Here is a 15794-nt window from a genome sequence, read left to right as displayed (position 1 = left end):
CCGCAGGCCCAGGCCTCGCGGGGCTTTTTTCTACGGCGCTTAGGATAAAATCAATCCACCTATCCGCGCTTCGCATCGTCGCAACATCCCATTCGCGCGATGCCATCAAGAAACGATTTTCATGAACGAATATCCCGAAATCAAGCCAGGCCAGTCGATTGAGCTGCTCAAGGCGCTGCATATCCTGACGCGCGACGGCAAGATGAACCAGGACAGCCGCCGCAAGCTCAAGCAGGTCTATCACCTGTACCAGTTCATCGAGCCGCTGCTGCAGGACATCCAGGCTGCCGGCAAGGGCATACGGCTGGTCGACCATGGCGCAGGCAAATCCTATCTGGGCTTCATCCTGTACGACCTGTTCTTCAAGACGCTGAACGATCAATCGCACATCTACGGCATCGAAACACGTGATGAACTGGTGCGCAAATCGCAGGAGCTGGCGAAGCAGCTGAATTTCCCCGGCATGTCGTTCCTCAATCTGTCGGTCGCGGAATCGATCGAGTCCGCGCTGCTGCCGCCGAAAGTCGATATCGTTACCGCGTTGCATGCTTGCAATACCGCAACCGACGATGCGATTCGCTTCGCCCTCGCCAAGGAAGCGAAATACATCGTTCTCGTGCCTTGTTGCCAGGCGGAAGTGGCGACGATACTGAAGAAAAACAAGGGCAAGGCGATCGGCCGCGATGCGCTGACCGAAATCTGGCGCCATCCGCTGCATACCCGCGAATTCGGCAGCCAGGTCACCAACGTGCTGCGCTGCCTGCAGCTGGAAGCGCATGGCTACCAGGTCAGCGTGACCGAGCTCGTCGGCTGGGAACATTCGATGAAAAATGAATTAATCATTGCCAGCTACAAGAACCTTCCGCGCAATCGTCCCAGCGAACGCCTGCGCGAAGTCCTGCATACGCTGGGGCTCGACGAGATGGAACAACGGTTTTTTGCCCCGGCCGCCTAGAAACGGCCTCCGGCGTCGTCCGCCATGCCGTTGTGGCATGATGCGGAAACAGTCCGGCATTTCGGCACTCCAAGCAAAGGGGTGATCAACATGCCGCGCCCCACGCACATCATCGTCCCGGAGCAGTTGCCGGTCCGCCTTTATCGAACTTAACCAGGAGCCCCTATGGCAAAACCGAATTACGCGTTCGAGAAGCGCCAGAAAGAAATCGCCAAGAAGCAGAAAAAGCAGGAAAAGCAACTGCAGAAGGCGGCAAAGACCGATCAATCAGAGCCGGAATCGGTAGCAACGGACGGCATCCGCACCGCGCCGCAACCGGATTCGCAGACGTAAAAGGAGTCAGCATCATGGGCAAGAACCAGGACGCAAAGAAAGCAGTCAAGAAGGAACCGGTGAAAACGGTCAAGGAAAAGAAAGCCGCGAAGAAAGTGAAGAAGGAAGAAAAGAAGCGGCAGCAGTAAGCGTCAATCGCCGGGCCTTACAAGCCCTGCAGCAGAAGCTGTGTATCGACCACTCGGGCCGGGCCTCGCACCGGCTTGCCTTTTTCAATAAACCAGCGCTGCACCACGAACGGTGCGAACAGGGTTTCTTCGCGGATCGCGAACTGGAAAATGGCATCCCAGTCGCTGTCCTGCGGCATGACCCATGCCACCTGCCTGCCGAAATCGCCCCGGATGCCGGCATGGCGCAGGTTTTTGCGGATCCGCTCCGCCCGCTGTTCACGGTCTTCCGCATACAAGCCATTGGCATCCGGCGCCGGCAGCACGGCGGGTACCCGACGCTGGATCAGCGAGGCCGCCCCGGTCTTGAATCGGGCGAACGGCCCGATCAGGGTTTGCGTGACGAACTGCAGCTCGGCGCCGTTCAGCGGTTCGTCGAGGTAATAGCAGGATAGGGAGAAAGTCATCGTTCGGGTCGGCCGGTAGAGATGGTGCTTCCCACGTCGGGACAGGCTACTGCAGCAGCAGTCCGGCGGTCTCGGCGGCGATGTCCGCTCCCAGCGCAACACCCATGCCGTTGCAGCCGAAACCGAGAACCATCCCTTGCCCGATGCGGCGCACGATCGGTTGCTTGCCTGTACTAAATCCCATGATGCCTGCCCATCTATGGGTAATGCAAGCATTGCGGCCCGGCAGTATGACTTCGTGCAACAACCGTTCAAGCGCGGACTGGATCGCCGCTGTCGTGACAAGCTCGCCGGTGGCCTCGCCGGCAAAGTCGAGATGGCGACCGCCTCCAAGCAATACCCGGTCGCCGACATTGCGGAAATAATAGAAGCCCTGGTCGATATGATGGGCGCCGCGCCATGGCAGCCCGGGCACCGGCTCAGTCAGCAGTACCTGGCCGCGGCCAGGCGCGATGCCGCTGTCCGGCAACAGATCGGCGGCCAGCGCATTGGTGCATATCGCCACCCGTGCTGCTTCGAATGCCATGCCCGAACGGGTTCGCACGTGCACGGTGCCATGGCCCGGCTCCAGGCCGCCGACATCGATTCCGGTATGGATCTCGATGCACTGCTCGCCGGCGAGTTTCGCCAGTGCGCGCATCATCTTGCCGGCATGCAATTGGCCTTCGAACGGATTGCGGATCAAAACCCTTGCCCGAGGACCGAAGCCGCTTGCTTTCAGGCCGGCGTCATCCACCGAAAACACCTCGGCACCGAACAGGGGATGCAACGCACGATTGACTTCATCCAATCGCTCCAGCGCAGCCAGGCCGGCGTCTGTCAGCAGTTCAAAACCGCCGGCATGTTCATACGCAATCGCGTCGTCGCCGAGCCGCCGGCGCATCCGGGCAAGTCCTTCGCGCCGGCGCTGGACAAGGAGCAGCGTCGCGTCCAGCCCGATGGCATCGATATCGTGAATAATTTCAGTGAGGCTGCCGAAACAGGCAAAGCCGGCGTTGCGGCTGGATGCGCCGGAAGGCAACAGGCCGCGTTCCAGCACCTTAATGCTCTCGTGCGGCCGGCGGGAGCGGTATTCGAGCGCGGTCTGCAGACCGATCAAGCCACCGCCGATGACGATCAGGTCGGCGGCAAGCATGGCATCCTGTTCCCAAAAACTCAGCATTGCGCCTCATTCATGACAGCGCCATGTTCCTGCGGCTTGGCGCTACGGATTATTTCTTGCGGGGCCTGTTCTTGTCCCAGATGGCGAACAGGATCAGTGCATAGGACAGCAGGCGCACCAGATAATATTCCGGCACATCCTCGGAAGAGATCGAATTCGGGACAAGAAGTACGCGGTTCAGGCCTTCGATCAGGAAGGAAAGTGCAAAGAAAAGGAAGAAGCGGTCGCGCGTGCTGCGCCAGAATCGCAGGAAGAACAGCGCGGCCACCATCGAGGCCATCGCGATTGCGCCGAGGAGAATGTCATTCATAGCTTATTCCTCCTCCCAGATCAGTCCGTACAGCAATGGCAGCAGCGCGATCAGCGCCGACAGCAGCCGCCATGTGGACAGATCCACCGAGGTGGTAAATACAATCCTGTCGAATATCAGCAGAATATTGTTGATCGACAGTCCTGCAAAACACAGGCCGCTCCAGAACAGCAACCGGTAACCGGTCTTCCTGTAGGTGCTCAGCAGCAGCCAGGTGCAAGTCATCGCGGTCAATGCACACAATCCGTAGATGATAGATGCCATGTCAGGAATCCTTTCGCAATTTGAATGCATCGGCGAATTGCTGCGCCTTCTTGCTGGTTTTCGAATGGATGAGATGAGTGACTTCGACCAGGTGCTTGGCGTAGGTGTCGGCGAGTTCGTCGATGATCTGCCGCAGCTCATCGGTAACAGGGTTATAGCGATAGGAGTGGGATCCGTCTTCGGCGACCGCGAGGAGGCCCGCGGCATGCAGCTCTTCAAGCAGCGCTTCGGCTGCCTTCTCCGGCATGTAGAGGCGCTGTGCGACCTTCTTGCCATCCCACCATAGGTCAGGCGCACTACGCAGCAGCAACATGGCTTCCAGGTAGGGCACGCTGTTGATGCTGGTCAGGATGAAGCGCCTTATCGTGTCGGGAATGATGTCCCGATACATAAATTTCCCCTGAACAAATATAAATTAACAGGGCATATTACTGAGCAGGCTCCTTGCTGTCCAGTCAGTTAGGCCGCCATCCACAATTTCCGAAAGGAATCTTAATCTGCATCATGTCTCGTGCATGTCGTGTACAGGACAGCCGCGAATCATGTATTGCGAATAAAACCAAAGTCGGGGACGGGGGTCCAATTTCCACTTAAAACCAGAAGAGATCCGATTGTGGACAAGCATAACCCCGCCGGGCGGCCGCCCAGGCCATCGTCACGCCCATCCCGTTTCAAGCGCTACTTCCTGATTTCCTTCGCCGGCATGCTGTTGCTGACGATCGCCGCGATGACCGCGATCGGATTCTATATTGCCTCCATCATTCCAAAAACGCCGAGTATCGAGGACCTTCTTGATGCCCGCATTGCGGAGCCCAGCGTGCTGTTCTCGGCAAACGGCACGCAACTGGCGGTGTTCAGCCAAGGCTATCAGGAAAGGGTGGCGCTGTCGCAGGTGTCGCCGCATGTCGTGGACGCGTTGGTTGCAACCGAGGACCATCGCTTCTACGAACACCAGGGCATCGATCTGCAACGCATTGTTTCCGCGGTCTTTCACACGCTCGGCGGTGACGCCCAGGGCGGCTCCACCATCACCCAGCAATTGGTGCGCAATATGTTTCCGGAGGAAATCGGACGCTCGCGCACGATCGAACGCAAGCTCAAGGAAATCATCACCGCGCTCAAGATCGAACGTACGTACACCAAGGATGAAATCCTCGAGACCTATCTCAATACCGTCCCGTTCCTGTACAGCGTACTCGGCATCGAAATGGCGGCGCGCACCTACTACGACAAATCCGCCACCGAACTCGACGTGCTGGAAAGCGCGACCCTGATCGGCATGCTCAAGGGCACTAGCTATTACAACCCGATCCTCAATCCGGAACGCGCGCAGAAGCGTCGCAACGTGGTGCTGGCGCAGATGGTGAAACGCGGCGTGCTGCGGCAGGAGGAATTCGAGACGCTGCGCGACGAACCGCTGCAGGTGCAACTGCACCGCCAGCCTGATCCGCTCGGATCGGCGCCGCACTTCGCCGCCCACGTGCGCAAGTGGCTGATCGAATGGGCCGACAAGAACGACTACAACATCTATGCAGATGGCCTGATCGTTCACAGCACGCTGGATGATCAGTTGCAGCAGGCCGCCACCGAAGCGGTCGATCGCCAGGCCGAGGTGCTGCAGCAGATTGCCGATGTGGAGTGGGGACGGAGTTCGCCGCGGGTCGCCTCCCATTCGGCGAAGGCCTATGCCGCATTGCGCAAGAAGGTGGAGCCCTTCAGCCATTTCTGGACCGAGCGTCCCGACCTGCTTGATGCCTTCATCCGCGAAAGCGCCGAGTACCGCAAAGCGGTCGCGGGCGGCCAGGAAGAGAAGGCAGTACTCGCGAAGCTGACGGAAAACAAGGATTTCATGGACCGGTTGCGTGCGGTCAAGACCCGCCTGGAAGCCGGTTTCGTCGCAATGGACCCGGGAAGCGGTGAAGTCAAGGCATGGGTCGGCAGCCGCGATTTCCAGACCGACCAGTTCGATCACGTGGCGCAGGCGGCGCGTCAGCCAGGGTCGACCTTCAAGCCGTTCGTGTATGGCGCCGCGCTCGAGGCAGGCATGGTCCCGGAGCGCATGTACTTCGACGGCAAGGTGGAAATCCGCTCGGTGGACGGCAGTGTATGGCGGCCGACCGACATGTCCGGTCCGAGCGGGCGCATGATGACGATCCGCGAAGGCCTGATCCTGTCGAAGAACACCATCACCGCGCAACTGATGCAGGACGTCGGGCTGGACAACATCGCGGCGCTCGCGCGCGCATCCGGCGTCAATCGCAGCCCGCTGCACAAGGTGCCGTCCCTGGCACTCGGCACCAGCCCGGTGACCCTGCTCGAAATGGTATCGGCGTATTCGACGATTGCGCAGGTGGGGCAATACCATGAGCCATTGTTTATCCGGCGCATCACCGATCGTTCCGGCCGCGTGCTGGCGGAGTTCGTGCCGGAAGGGAAACCGGCCATGTCGGAGGAAACCGCGATCGAGTTGATCGACATGATGCGCGGCGTGGTCAGGCAAGGCACCGGTCAGGCGGTGAAAACCAACTTCGGCGTCGTCGGCGATCTCGCCGGCAAGACCGGCACGACCCAGAACAATACCGACGGCTGGTTCATCCTGATGCATCCCAACCTGGTGGCCGGCGCCTGGGTCGGCTTCAATGATTCCCGCGTGACGATGCGCAGCGATCACTGGGGCCAGGGAGGGCACAACGCGATCATGCTGGTCGGCGACTTTTTCCGCGGCATGATGAAGTCGAAAATGATCAACGCCAAGGCAAAATTCCCCAGCCCGAACCGGCCGCCGCCACTGATGGTGCAAACGCCGACGGATGAATGGCTGAATCAGATCACGCAGGGTGAGCAAGTGCCGTCCGGTTACGGTGTGATCAACCGCAACGGCGAAACCGTGATGATCGGGCCGGATGGCGTGGTGCAGGGAAGCGTGCAGCCTGAACGGCAGGCCGGCGCATTGCCGCCGCTGATTACCGTTGACGAATCCGGCCGCATGACAGGCAACCTGAACCGCGAACCCGTGACGGACGCATCCGGCGGCACCAGCAGCGGCGGCGTAAGTAGTGGCAGCGACAATGCCGGTGGACCCGACGACAGCGGGACAGGGTCAGGAAGAATGCCGAGCCAGGCCGATATCAATGTCTGGTGATGTCCATCGCCCCGGCGGATATCGCAGTGGCAATTGCAATCATCCGGCTCGGCACCGAACGCCATGACGGCGAAGGGTTGCGCCTGGGTACGGTCCGTCGTCCGCCGCGCGGCGTACCCAAGCGCGAATACGCGATAAGAAATTATTATGATGTCTGGCTTCCTGCCCTGGCGCCGAGCCAGGCGTTGCTGCAAGAGTGGAAAGTGATGCAGGACGAGCGCCAGTGGAAAGCCTTTACCAGAAAGTTTCGCGCGGAAATGCGGGAGCCGCATGCAGCGAAATTGCTCGATCTGCTGGCGGCGCTGTCACACCAGACCAATCTGGCGATCGGATGCTATTGCAAGGATGAATCCCGTTGCCACCGGTCGGTATTGCGTGAACTCCTGGCTGCGCGCGGCGCGTCCCTGGCCTGAAATATTGACGCGCGTATCGTCGTCTTCTCTACCGGAGCATAAAAATTGGCAGATGAAAACCCGAGTATCATTTCCCACGTATCGATCGGCGCCAACGATTTCGATCGGGCGGTCGCGTTCTACGACAAGGTCATGGCAACGCTCGGCTGCAAGCGCGTGATGGAACATCCCGGCGCGGTGGCCTACGGCAAGGCGTTCCCGGAATTCTGGGTCGGCACGCCGATCGACGGCTACCCCGCATCGACCGGCAACGGCACGCATGTCGGCTTCATCGCCGCATCAAGGGAAGCGGTGCACGCTTTCTACGACGCCGCGATGGCGGCCGGTGCGCAGGACAACGGCGCGCCCGGACCGCGGCCGCATTACGGCGCACCTTATTACGGCTGTTTCGTTCGCGACCCGGAAGGGCACAAGATCGAAGCGGCGTTTTGGGATGAGTCCGCAGTGCCGGACGCATGAGCGATTCGCGGCATCATCAGGGCAGTTTAATTTTTGTTCGCATTTCAACCCGTTTTGACTTTTTGGAGGCAATGACTATGGAAATTGATATCGGCATTTCCGAGCAGGACCGGCTCGGCATCGTTGACGGTTTGTCGCGCTTGCTGGCGGATACCTACACGCTGTACCTGAAGACGCACAACTTCCACTGGAACGTCACCGGACCCATGTTCCAGACCCTGCATTTGATGTTCGAGACCCAGTACACCGAACTGGCGATGGCGGTCGACCTGATCGCCGAGCGGATTCGTGCATTGGGCAGCCCGGCACCCGGCACCTACTCGCAGTTCGCCAGCCTGAGCAGCGTCAAGGAACCGGACGGCGTACCGAATGCGCAGGAAATGATCCGGCAGCTGGTGCAGGACCAGGAAGCGGTGGTGCGCACCGCGCGGTCGATTTTCAAGGTGGTGGACCAGGCCGGCGATGAACCGACCGCCGACCTGCTGACGCAGCGGATGCAGGTCCATGAAAAAACGGCATGGATGCTGCGTTCCCTGCTGGAAAAATAATTTGTCGTAACCCAGCCGTCCTGTCGTTCAGGCCGGCTGGGCAGCGTCGGTTCCGCCGATGCGCGGCTGGATCGATGCCCTGGATGCCTTCTTCGCCTCAATGCGGGCACGAATCCTTTCCCACAATTTTTCATGCAGCGGCATGATGGCCACGTTGCAGACAGGCTCAATCAACGCCGCCATCCCCCCGAACGCAACCGACCCGGTGAACGCATACATGACGGCGAACGCCACGCCCATATGTACGACAATCTGGCTTGTTGTTTTCGCTGCGGTAACCATTCTTCTCTCCTTGTTGATCTTCCCGGATCGATACGGCAATCCATGCACTGAATAGTAATTATTCTCATTTAATAGTTCAAATTAATATATTCAAGTGAATTTATAGGTCAACGCTATTGCGCTAGACTGGGTTACCGTTCCCGTAAAGGACTTTCCATGGCGAAAAGCCATCTCCATCCCGCCGACCTGCATGCTCTCGCCAGGCTGGCCACCGATGCGACACTGGGCGTTACCGACATCGTCGAAGCGATGCATTACGCCATCCTGCATCCCGGCCTCCGGGCAGCGGAAAGCACAGCCCGCCTCAACGGCATCAGCGGTTTCGTGTATCGCAGCGTGCGCGGCGTTACACGGCTTACCGCCGGCGGCATCGATGCCGCCTTCAAACCGTTACGCCCGCTGCTCCGGGAAAGATCATCGTCGCCCGAACGGGAAGCGGTGCTGGCCGCGCTGAACGGTGTGCTCGGCGACCATATGGCGGCTTCCGGCAACGCACTGGCCATCCCGATGCGCTTGCGCCATGCCGGCCTGCCGCTCATCCTCGACAAGCCCGCGCTGCAAGCCGCCCTTCCCGCTGCGAATGGCAGGCTGCTCATCATGGCGCACGGCCTGTGCATGAACGACCTGCAATGGCGGCGACAAGGCCACGACCATGGCGCCGCCCTCGCCCGCGATCTTGGCTACACGCCGGTTTACCTGCACTACAACACCGGTTTGCACATCTCGGAAAACGGCCGGGCATTCGCCGGCCTGCTCGAACGGCTGGTCGCGCACTGGCCGCAACCCGTCGAGGAACTGGTGATCGTCTGCCACAGCATGGGCGGACTGGTAACACGAAGCGCCTGCCACACCGCGGCGGCCGAACGCCACGCGTGGCTGGGTCGTCTGAAGAAGCTGGTTTTTCTCGGCACGCCGCATCACGGCGCGCCGTTGGAACGCATCGGCAGCTGGGCCGACACCGTCCTGCAGGCGACCCGCTATACCGCGCCCTTCGCCCGGCTGGGCAAACTGCGCAGTGCCGGCATCACCGACCTGCGCCATGCCAGCCTGCTTGACGAAGACTGGCAGGGACAGGACCGCTTTGCCGCGAAGGCCCCTGCGCCGCGGGCGGTGCCGCTACCTGCGACAGTGAGCAGCTATGCGATCGCCGCGACGCTTGGCCGGGCGAGCGGCGACATCGGCGACCGGATGCTGGGAGACGGACTGGTGCCGCTCGACAGCGCCCTCGGCATCGATGCGCACGGGGCGCGTTCGCCGTCGCTGCCGTCAACCCGTCAATGGGTGGCGTACCGGACGGGACATATGGATCTGCTGAACCGGCCGGAGGTGTACACGCAATTGCGAAGCTGGCTTGCGGATTGATCGGTTCAGCGGAACCCTCTCACCACCTGCAGCGCCCGTTCCACATCCTTTCTGTCGACGTCGAGGTGCATCACCCAGCGTACCCGCTTAACCAGCCGCTGCTGCACCCGCAGGTCGCCCGCCGTGACCTTCACATCATTGGCCGCCAGGTACGCGAAAAATGCCTGCCCCAGCTCGGCATCGACATCCGTGAAAACAATGTTGGTCCTGTCCGCATGCACCGCCATGCGACCCGACAGGACCGGATGATCCGCGAGGATCGCCGCCAGCCCCTCGCTCAGCAGGCGGGCATTCGCATGATCGTCGGCCAGCCTGTGCACATGGTGCTCCAATGCATGGATGCCGGCCGCCGCCAGCATGCCCGACTGCCGCATGCCGCCGCCCAGCATCTTGCGCAACCGGCGCGCCTGCGCGATGAAGGAGGCCGAGCCCAGCAGCAACGAGCCGATCGGCGCGCCCAGGCCCTTGGACAGGCATAGCGACACCGAATCGTAGCCCTGGCACATGTCCTTCGCCGTGGCCACCGGATCGCCGCCGCCTTCCTGTGCCAGCGCCACCGCCGCGTTGAACAGGCGCGCGCCGTCGATATGGCTGCGCAGGCCGCGCCGCTGCGCGAGCTGCTGGACGTCGCGCATATAGGTCATCGGCAGCGGCTTGCCGCCGGTGGTGTTTTCAATCACCACCAGCCGCGTGCGGGCAAAATGCGGGTCATCGGGCTTGATGGCGTTTTCGATATCGCCCAGCGCGATCGTCCCGTCGGGCTGATGCTCCAGCGGCTGCGGCTGGATCGATCCCAGCACCGCCATGCCGCCGGCTTCCCAGCGGTAGGTGTGCCACTGCTGACCGACAATCGCCTCATCGCCGCGCTGGCAATGCGTCATCAAGGCGATGAGGTTGGTCTGGGTGCCGCTGGGGGCGAACAATGCGGCCTCGTAACCGAGCATGGCGGCCGCCATTTCCTGCAGGCGGTGCACGGTCGGGTCATCGTTGAACACATCGTCGCCGAGCGGGGCTTCCATCATTGCCCGCTTCATCGCGGCGGTGGGTTGCGTCACGGTATCACTGCGAAAATCACTCATTGCCGGATCCTGGTTTCAATTCGAAACCGGAATTATCGACGCTTTGCGAAGAATGCGTTGGCGCCGAGCGGAATGAATAAATCGCTAAGCGCGCGGCACGATGACCGGCACGCCGAACAGGTAGGGATGAAGGAACAGGAACGCGGCATAGGCCACGAGGCCGGCGGCCACCACGGCAATCGTGCGGCTGGCCGGATAGGTCTTCGACGTCGGCGCCGCGCCGCGCCGGTTGGCGGACCACATGTCGAACAGGGCATAGGCACCGAGCGACCCGAACAGCAGCAATGAGGCGAGATCGCCATTGGCGGAAAGATGCGCCGCCGCCCAGAGCGTGACGCCCCACAGCATCGGATGGGCGGTCAGCCGCTTGATGTTCGACGGCAGGTAGGCCGCGATCAGCAGGATGAAAGCGAAGGGCATCAGGGTAAGCGCGAGGTGGCGTGTCCATGCGGGCGGCGTCCATACCGGAATGAAGCCGGCGTAGGCCTTGCCGAAAATGATGAGGGCCAGGCCGAGCGCCGAGACGATGGAAAACATGCCTTTGTAGCCGCCTTCGCCCATCCGGCCGATCAGCCGGTGCCGCGCAGGCGCGAAAGACGGTAGCAGATGAATGCCGATGAAAACCGCGATGCCGAGGATGAGCAGAGTCATGGAGGGCTCCTTGCTGGATGGGACTGGCTTGGCGAAGTGTCGCCAATAGTACCAGCCTATGCCGGGCAGGAGCCGATCCGGTCCGATTGCCGCAAGCGCGGCCCGCATCATCGCCGGCGTTTTTTCCAGTTGTAGTCGGCGGCCGGATCGGCCACGCCGGGGTGGCCGACGGACTGTGGATTTTCGGAGGACATTGTGACGAAGCTGATCGCTTCGCCGCTGCGCTGGCGGGCGCGCAACTCTTCCATGAAGCGCAGCGCGCCGGACATGTCCTCAGACGAAAAGCCCCGGCTGAAGGCCGGGGCCTCGCCTTCGCCGATGCTGCCTTCGGTCCAGTACACCATGAACATGCCGCCTCCCGCTACATTATCCTAGCCGCGCCATGCCTGCGCAACGATCTCGTAGGAACGCAGCCGGGCGGCATGATCGTAGATCATGCTGTTGATGATGAGTTCATCGGCCTGGGTGGATGCGGCGAAGGTCTCCAGCTGTTCCTTCACCATCTGCGGATCGCCGATGATGGAGGCCCGCAGCGTCGACTCCACGCCCGCCTTCTCGTGCGGCAGCCACAAGCCTTCCATGCTGCGCACCGGCGGCGGCATCTGTCCCGGAATGCCGCGCTGCAGGTTCAGGTGCATCTGCTGCTGCGAGGTCGACAGGTAGTGCGCCTCGTCCGCGCTATCGGCGGCGAACACATTGACGCCGACCATCGCATACGGCTTCGCCAGCACCGGCGACGGCTGGAAGCCTCCCCGGTACAGGCTCAGCGCGGTCTGCATGTAGGCCGGCGAGAACTGGCCGGCGAAGGCGAACGGCAGGCCGAGCCGGGCGGCGAGGCGGGCGCTGAAATCGCTGGAGCCGAGCAGCCAGATCGGGATATCGAGGCCTTCGCCCGGAATCGCCCGCACCATACGCCCCTCCTGCCGCGGTGCAAGGAAGGCCCGGAGTTCCGCCAGTTGCTCGGGAAACTCCTCGCCGTCGCTCTCCATGCGGCGGCGCATCGCGCGCATCACCGCCTGGTTCGAGCCGGGCGCACGTCCCAGCCCGAGATCGATGCGTCCCGGATACAGCGATTCCAGCGTGCCGAACTGCTCGGCGATGATCAGCGGCGCATGGTTGGACAGCATGATGCCGCCGGAACCGACGCGGATGCGCTCGGTGCCGCCGGCCACATAGCCTATTGCCACCGCGGTGGCGGCGCTGGCGATGCCGGGCATGCCGTGGTGTTCGGCAAGCCAGTAACGGTGATAGTGCCAGCGCTCGGCGTGGCGGGCGAGGTCGAGCGTGCGATGGAGCGCGTCGGCCGGCGTGCCGCCGGCCTGGATCGGTGACAGGTCGAGCACCGACAGCGGAATGTCTTTGCGTGAAGTCATGATGGGATGGATTGCTCAAGAAGCCCGGCTTGCAAGGGCGATGCCAGCGTCGCTGGGCCTACCGAAGCATAGCCCGAATCCGGAAATCCATCCGGCCGCTCAGAACGGCAGCAGGCCCTTTTGCCAGAGATAGCGTCCCAGCATCACGACGCAGACTGTAACGATCATCGGCCGGATCAGCTTGGTGCCGCCGCGCACCATCGCATGCGAGCCGCCCCAGGCGCCGACGATCTGGCCGGCAATCATTACCGAACCGGCGATCCACAGCACCTTGCCGCCGGAAATGAATACCAGCAGGGAACCAAGGTTGCTGGCGAAGTTGAGCGCCTTGGCATTGGCGGTGGCGGTCACCAGGTTCTGACCGCGCAGCGCCACGCCGGCCATCGAGAAAAAGGAACCGGTGCCGGGGCCGAACATGCCGTCGTAAAACCCGATCGCCGGCACCACCGTGCCGCAATAGGTGCCGTCGGTCATGCGGGGCCGGCTGTCGAGTGCGCCGGCATTGGGGGCCAGCAGGAAATAGAGCGCGATGGCAACCAGCACCGCAGGAATCACCACGTCCAGGGTTTTGGTGCTGACGAACTGGACCGCAAACGCGCCGAGCGCCGCGCCGATCAGCGAACATACGAATAACACCTTCACATTGGCGAACTGAATGAGCCCCTTGCGCAGCATCATCAGGGTGGCGGTCAGCGAACCGAAGCTGCCCTGCAGCTTGTTGGTCGCCAGCGTATGCAGGGGCGGCACCTGCGCCAGCAACAGCACCGGGATGGTGATCAGGCCGCCGCCGCCGGCGATGGCATCGACGAAGCCGGCCAGCGTGGCGGCGATGAACAGGACGGCAAGTATTTCCGGCGACAGCACGAATTCCATGGTGATTCCAAATGTGGTTTTGAAGAAGCAGGGCGGCAGCCATCGTATCAAATGCAGGGAAGTAACTTATGCCGTATGTGCATAACGGACATGCGCTTCCATGTGCCGCCTGCCGCGCGGCATGCGGTTTGCTTCGATGCGGCGGAGCGATGCCGCAACCGGCGGCGTCATGCATGTTTATTGGAGACGATATGGCAAAAATCCTGGTCCTGTATTACTCGTCCTACGGTCACGTGGAAGTCATGGCGAACGCCGTCGCCGACGGCGCGCGGTCGGTCGCGGGCACCGACGTCGTGATCAAGCGCGTACCCGAAACCGTTCCCGAAGATATCGCCAGGCAGTCCGGCATGAAGCTCGACCAGCAGGCGCCGATCGCGACGGTGGAGGAGCTGCCGGAATATGACGCGATCATTTTCGGCACGCCGACACGCTACGGCAGCATGGCCGCGCAGATGCGCAACTTCATCGATCGTACCGGCGGCCTGTGGGCAAAAGGTGCATTGATCGGTAAGGTTTGCAGTGTCTTCACCTCGACCGCGACCCAGCATGGCGGACAGGAAACCACCATCACCTCGGTGCATACGACGCTGCTGCATCACGGCATGATCGTCGTCGGCGTCCCCTATTCCTGCCAGGCGCTGTCGAACATGGATGAAATCTCCGGCGGCTCGCCCTACGGCGCCGGCACCATCGCCGGACCGGACGGCAAGCGCATGCCGTCGCAGAATGAACTGGAGATCGCGCGCTTCCAGGGCAGCCATGTCGGCGCCATTACGATTGCCCTGCTCGCGGGCCGCGCGTCCGGCAGCGCATCCCGCTTGTAGACCCCTTGTCTGCAGGCATCAGTCGCCGAAATTGCGGCGATGAAATGCGATGTGGTCTTCCATGAAAGATGCGATGAAGTAATAGCCGTGGTCATAGCCCTCATGCCGGCGCAGCGTGAGCGGCTGGCTGGCATGGGCGCAGGCCGTTTCGAATTCCTGTGGCAGCAATTGCTCCTGCAGAAATTTGTCGCTTAATCCCTGGTCGACGAGGATCCCTTGCGGAAACGGCGCATGCAGCCGCTTCATCAGTTCGCTGGCGTCGTGGGACGACCACAGGTCCCTGTCATCGCCGAGGTAGCGCGATAGCGCCTTCTGTCCCCACGGGCACTGGGTGGGCGCGGCGATCGGCGCAAATGCCGACACCGAGCGGAACAGGTCCGGATGCCGCAATGCGAGCACCAGTGCGCCATGACCGCCCATCGAATGACCGAAGATGCCGATCCGATCCGCGTCGGCATTGAATTCATTGAGGATCAGCGGCACCAGCTCCCGCACGATGTAGGACTCCATCCGGAAACGCTTGTCCCAGGGCGGCTGTGTCGCATCGAGGTAGAAGCCGGCGCCGTTGCCGAAATCCCACTCCGCATCGACGCCTGCAATTCCGGTATCGCGCGGACTGGTATCGGGCGCCACCAGCATCATGCCGTGCTGCGCGGCGAAGCGTTGCGCGCCGGCCTTGATCATGAAGGTTTCTTCGGTGCAGGTGAGCCCGGCGAGGAAGAACAGCACCGGCACTAGCTGCTGGCGTTCGCGCGGCGGATGATAGACCGAGAACCGCATAGGCAAGCCGATCTCGTCGGAATCGTGCCGGTAGAACGCCTGGACGCCGCCGAAACAGCCGTGTTCGCTGATGATCTCGAGCATGATCAGTACAGTACGACGGAGCGGATCGACTCGCCGCTCTTCATCAGGTCGAAGCCCTCATTGATGCGGTCGAGCGGCAGCGTATGGGTGATGAGGTCGTCGATGTTGAGCTTGCCTTCCATGTACCAGTCGACGATCTTCGGCACGTCGGTGCGCCCGCGCGCGCCGCCGAAGGCGGAGCCTTTCCATACCCGCCCGGTCACGAGCTGGAACGGCCGCGTGCTGATCTCCTGCCCGGCCGCCGCCACGCCGATGATCACCGACTGGCCCCAGCCCTTGTGGCAGCACTCCAGCGCCTGGCGCATGGTGGTGGTGTTGCCGATGCA

General features: G+C 61.9%; 20 protein-coding genes and 1 pseudogene. 8 read left to right on the top strand and 13 right to left on the bottom strand.

Annotation, left to right across the window (positions count from 1 at the left end):
- Positions 1-121 precede the first annotated feature (121 nt).
- Positions 122-955, top strand: coding sequence for a class I SAM-dependent methyltransferase (locus V7080_RS14090; RefSeq protein ID WP_334189024.1), 834 nt, complete (start codon positions 122-124; stop codon positions 953-955).
- Between the two features lie 165 nt (positions 956-1120).
- A complete protein-coding gene (locus V7080_RS14085) occupies positions 1121-1288 on the top strand; it encodes a hypothetical protein (RefSeq protein ID WP_334189023.1) in 168 nt (55 codons plus the stop codon).
- Between the two features lie 145 nt (positions 1289-1433).
- Here the strand turns inward: V7080_RS14085 and V7080_RS14080 are convergent, their stop codons facing one another.
- From V7080_RS14080 to V7080_RS14060, 5 genes are read right to left on the bottom strand one after another with little or no spacing between them, the layout of a single operon-like run.
- Positions 1434-1862, bottom strand: coding sequence for a hypothetical protein (locus tag V7080_RS14080; RefSeq protein ID WP_334189022.1), 429 nt, complete (start codon positions 1860-1862; stop codon positions 1434-1436).
- 46 nt (positions 1863-1908) lie between these two features.
- The gene (locus V7080_RS14075; RefSeq protein ID WP_334189021.1) at positions 1909-3024 is read right to left on the bottom strand and encodes an NAD(P)/FAD-dependent oxidoreductase; all 1116 of its coding nucleotides are present in this window, start codon (positions 3022-3024) and stop codon (positions 1909-1911) included.
- A gap of 49 nt (positions 3025-3073) precedes the next feature.
- A complete protein-coding gene (locus V7080_RS14070) occupies positions 3074-3334 on the bottom strand; it encodes a DUF5985 family protein (protein WP_334189020.1) in 261 nt (86 codons plus the stop codon).
- A 3-nt stretch (positions 3335-3337) separates the two neighbouring features.
- A complete protein-coding gene (locus V7080_RS14065; protein WP_334189019.1) occupies positions 3338-3598 on the bottom strand; it encodes a DUF5985 family protein in 261 nt (86 codons plus the stop codon).
- 1 nt (position 3599) lies between these two features.
- Positions 3600-3989 (bottom strand): hypothetical protein, encoded by a 390-nt coding sequence (locus V7080_RS14060; RefSeq protein ID WP_334189018.1) that lies wholly within the window; start codon positions 3987-3989, stop codon positions 3600-3602.
- Between the two features lie 222 nt (positions 3990-4211).
- Here V7080_RS14060 and V7080_RS14055 point away from each other — a divergent pair, with 222 nt between their 5' ends.
- The 4 genes from V7080_RS14055 to V7080_RS14040 all read left to right on the top strand — a co-directional run bounded on the left by V7080_RS14055 (position 4212) and on the right by V7080_RS14040 (position 8160).
- The gene (locus V7080_RS14055; protein ID WP_334189017.1) at positions 4212-6740 is read left to right on the top strand and encodes a penicillin-binding protein 1A; all 2529 of its coding nucleotides are present in this window, start codon (positions 4212-4214) and stop codon (positions 6738-6740) included.
- A 26-nt stretch (positions 6741-6766) separates the two neighbouring features.
- Positions 6767-7153, top strand: a complete 387-nt coding sequence (locus V7080_RS14050; RefSeq protein ID WP_334189016.1) for a DUF488 domain-containing protein — start codon at positions 6767-6769, stop codon at positions 7151-7153.
- Between the two features lie 45 nt (positions 7154-7198).
- The gene (locus V7080_RS14045; protein WP_334189015.1) at positions 7199-7612 is read left to right on the top strand and encodes a VOC family protein; all 414 of its coding nucleotides are present in this window, start codon (positions 7199-7201) and stop codon (positions 7610-7612) included.
- A 77-nt stretch (positions 7613-7689) separates the two neighbouring features.
- Entirely contained in the window at positions 7690-8160 is a 471-nt protein-coding gene (locus tag V7080_RS14040) for a Dps family protein (RefSeq protein WP_334189014.1), read from the top strand.
- A gap of 27 nt (positions 8161-8187) precedes the next feature.
- Here V7080_RS14040 and V7080_RS14035 read toward each other — a convergent pair whose 3' ends face one another.
- Positions 8188-8442, bottom strand: coding sequence for a DUF2061 domain-containing protein (locus V7080_RS14035; protein ID WP_334189013.1), 255 nt, complete (start codon positions 8440-8442; stop codon positions 8188-8190).
- A gap of 156 nt (positions 8443-8598) precedes the next feature.
- Here V7080_RS14035 and V7080_RS14030 point away from each other — a divergent pair, with 156 nt between their 5' ends.
- Positions 8599-9804, top strand: a complete 1206-nt coding sequence (locus V7080_RS14030; RefSeq protein ID WP_334189012.1) for an esterase/lipase family protein — start codon at positions 8599-8601, stop codon at positions 9802-9804.
- A gap of 5 nt (positions 9805-9809) precedes the next feature.
- Here V7080_RS14030 and ltaE read toward each other — a convergent pair whose 3' ends face one another.
- The 5 genes from ltaE to V7080_RS14005 all read right to left on the bottom strand — a co-directional run bounded on the left by ltaE (position 9810) and on the right by V7080_RS14005 (position 13780).
- Positions 9810-10883, bottom strand: a complete 1074-nt coding sequence (gene ltaE, locus V7080_RS14025) for a low-specificity L-threonine aldolase (protein WP_334189011.1) — start codon at positions 10881-10883, stop codon at positions 9810-9812.
- An 84-nt stretch (positions 10884-10967) separates the two neighbouring features.
- A complete protein-coding gene (locus V7080_RS14020) occupies positions 10968-11534 on the bottom strand; it encodes an NnrU family protein (protein WP_334189010.1) in 567 nt (188 codons plus the stop codon).
- A 107-nt stretch (positions 11535-11641) separates the two neighbouring features.
- Complete coding sequence (locus tag V7080_RS14015; protein WP_334189009.1) at positions 11642-11884, bottom strand: hypothetical protein; 243 nt, start codon at positions 11882-11884, stop codon at positions 11642-11644.
- 21 nt (positions 11885-11905) lie between these two features.
- Positions 11906-12907, bottom strand: coding sequence for an LLM class flavin-dependent oxidoreductase (locus V7080_RS14010; RefSeq protein WP_334189008.1), 1002 nt, complete (start codon positions 12905-12907; stop codon positions 11906-11908).
- A 99-nt stretch (positions 12908-13006) separates the two neighbouring features.
- On the bottom strand, positions 13007-13780 hold the full coding sequence (locus tag V7080_RS14005; RefSeq protein WP_334189007.1) for a TSUP family transporter: 774 nt from the start codon (positions 13778-13780) through the stop codon (positions 13007-13009).
- A 191-nt stretch (positions 13781-13971) separates the two neighbouring features.
- On the opposite strand from V7080_RS14005, the gene wrbA reads away from it, so the two are divergent.
- Complete coding sequence (gene wrbA / locus V7080_RS14000; RefSeq protein ID WP_334189006.1) at positions 13972-14604, top strand: NAD(P)H:quinone oxidoreductase; 633 nt, start codon at positions 13972-13974, stop codon at positions 14602-14604.
- Between the two features lie 18 nt (positions 14605-14622).
- Here wrbA and fghA read toward each other — a convergent pair whose 3' ends face one another.
- On the bottom strand, positions 14623-15468 hold the full coding sequence (fghA, locus tag V7080_RS13995; protein WP_334189005.1) for an S-formylglutathione hydrolase: 846 nt from the start codon (positions 15466-15468) through the stop codon (positions 14623-14625).
- 2 nt (positions 15469-15470) lie between these two features.
- Positions 15471-15794 (bottom strand): annotated as a pseudogene (locus tag V7080_RS13990) (S-(hydroxymethyl)glutathione dehydrogenase); the annotation flags it as partial.

Origin of the sequence: Noviherbaspirillum sp. (assembly GCF_036846085.1) — a bacterium.
Classification (GTDB): Bacteria; Pseudomonadota; Gammaproteobacteria; order Burkholderiales; family Burkholderiaceae_D; genus Noviherbaspirillum.
Note: the sequence above shows the minus strand (reverse complement) of the source record. Positions and strands in the feature narration are given on the sequence as shown.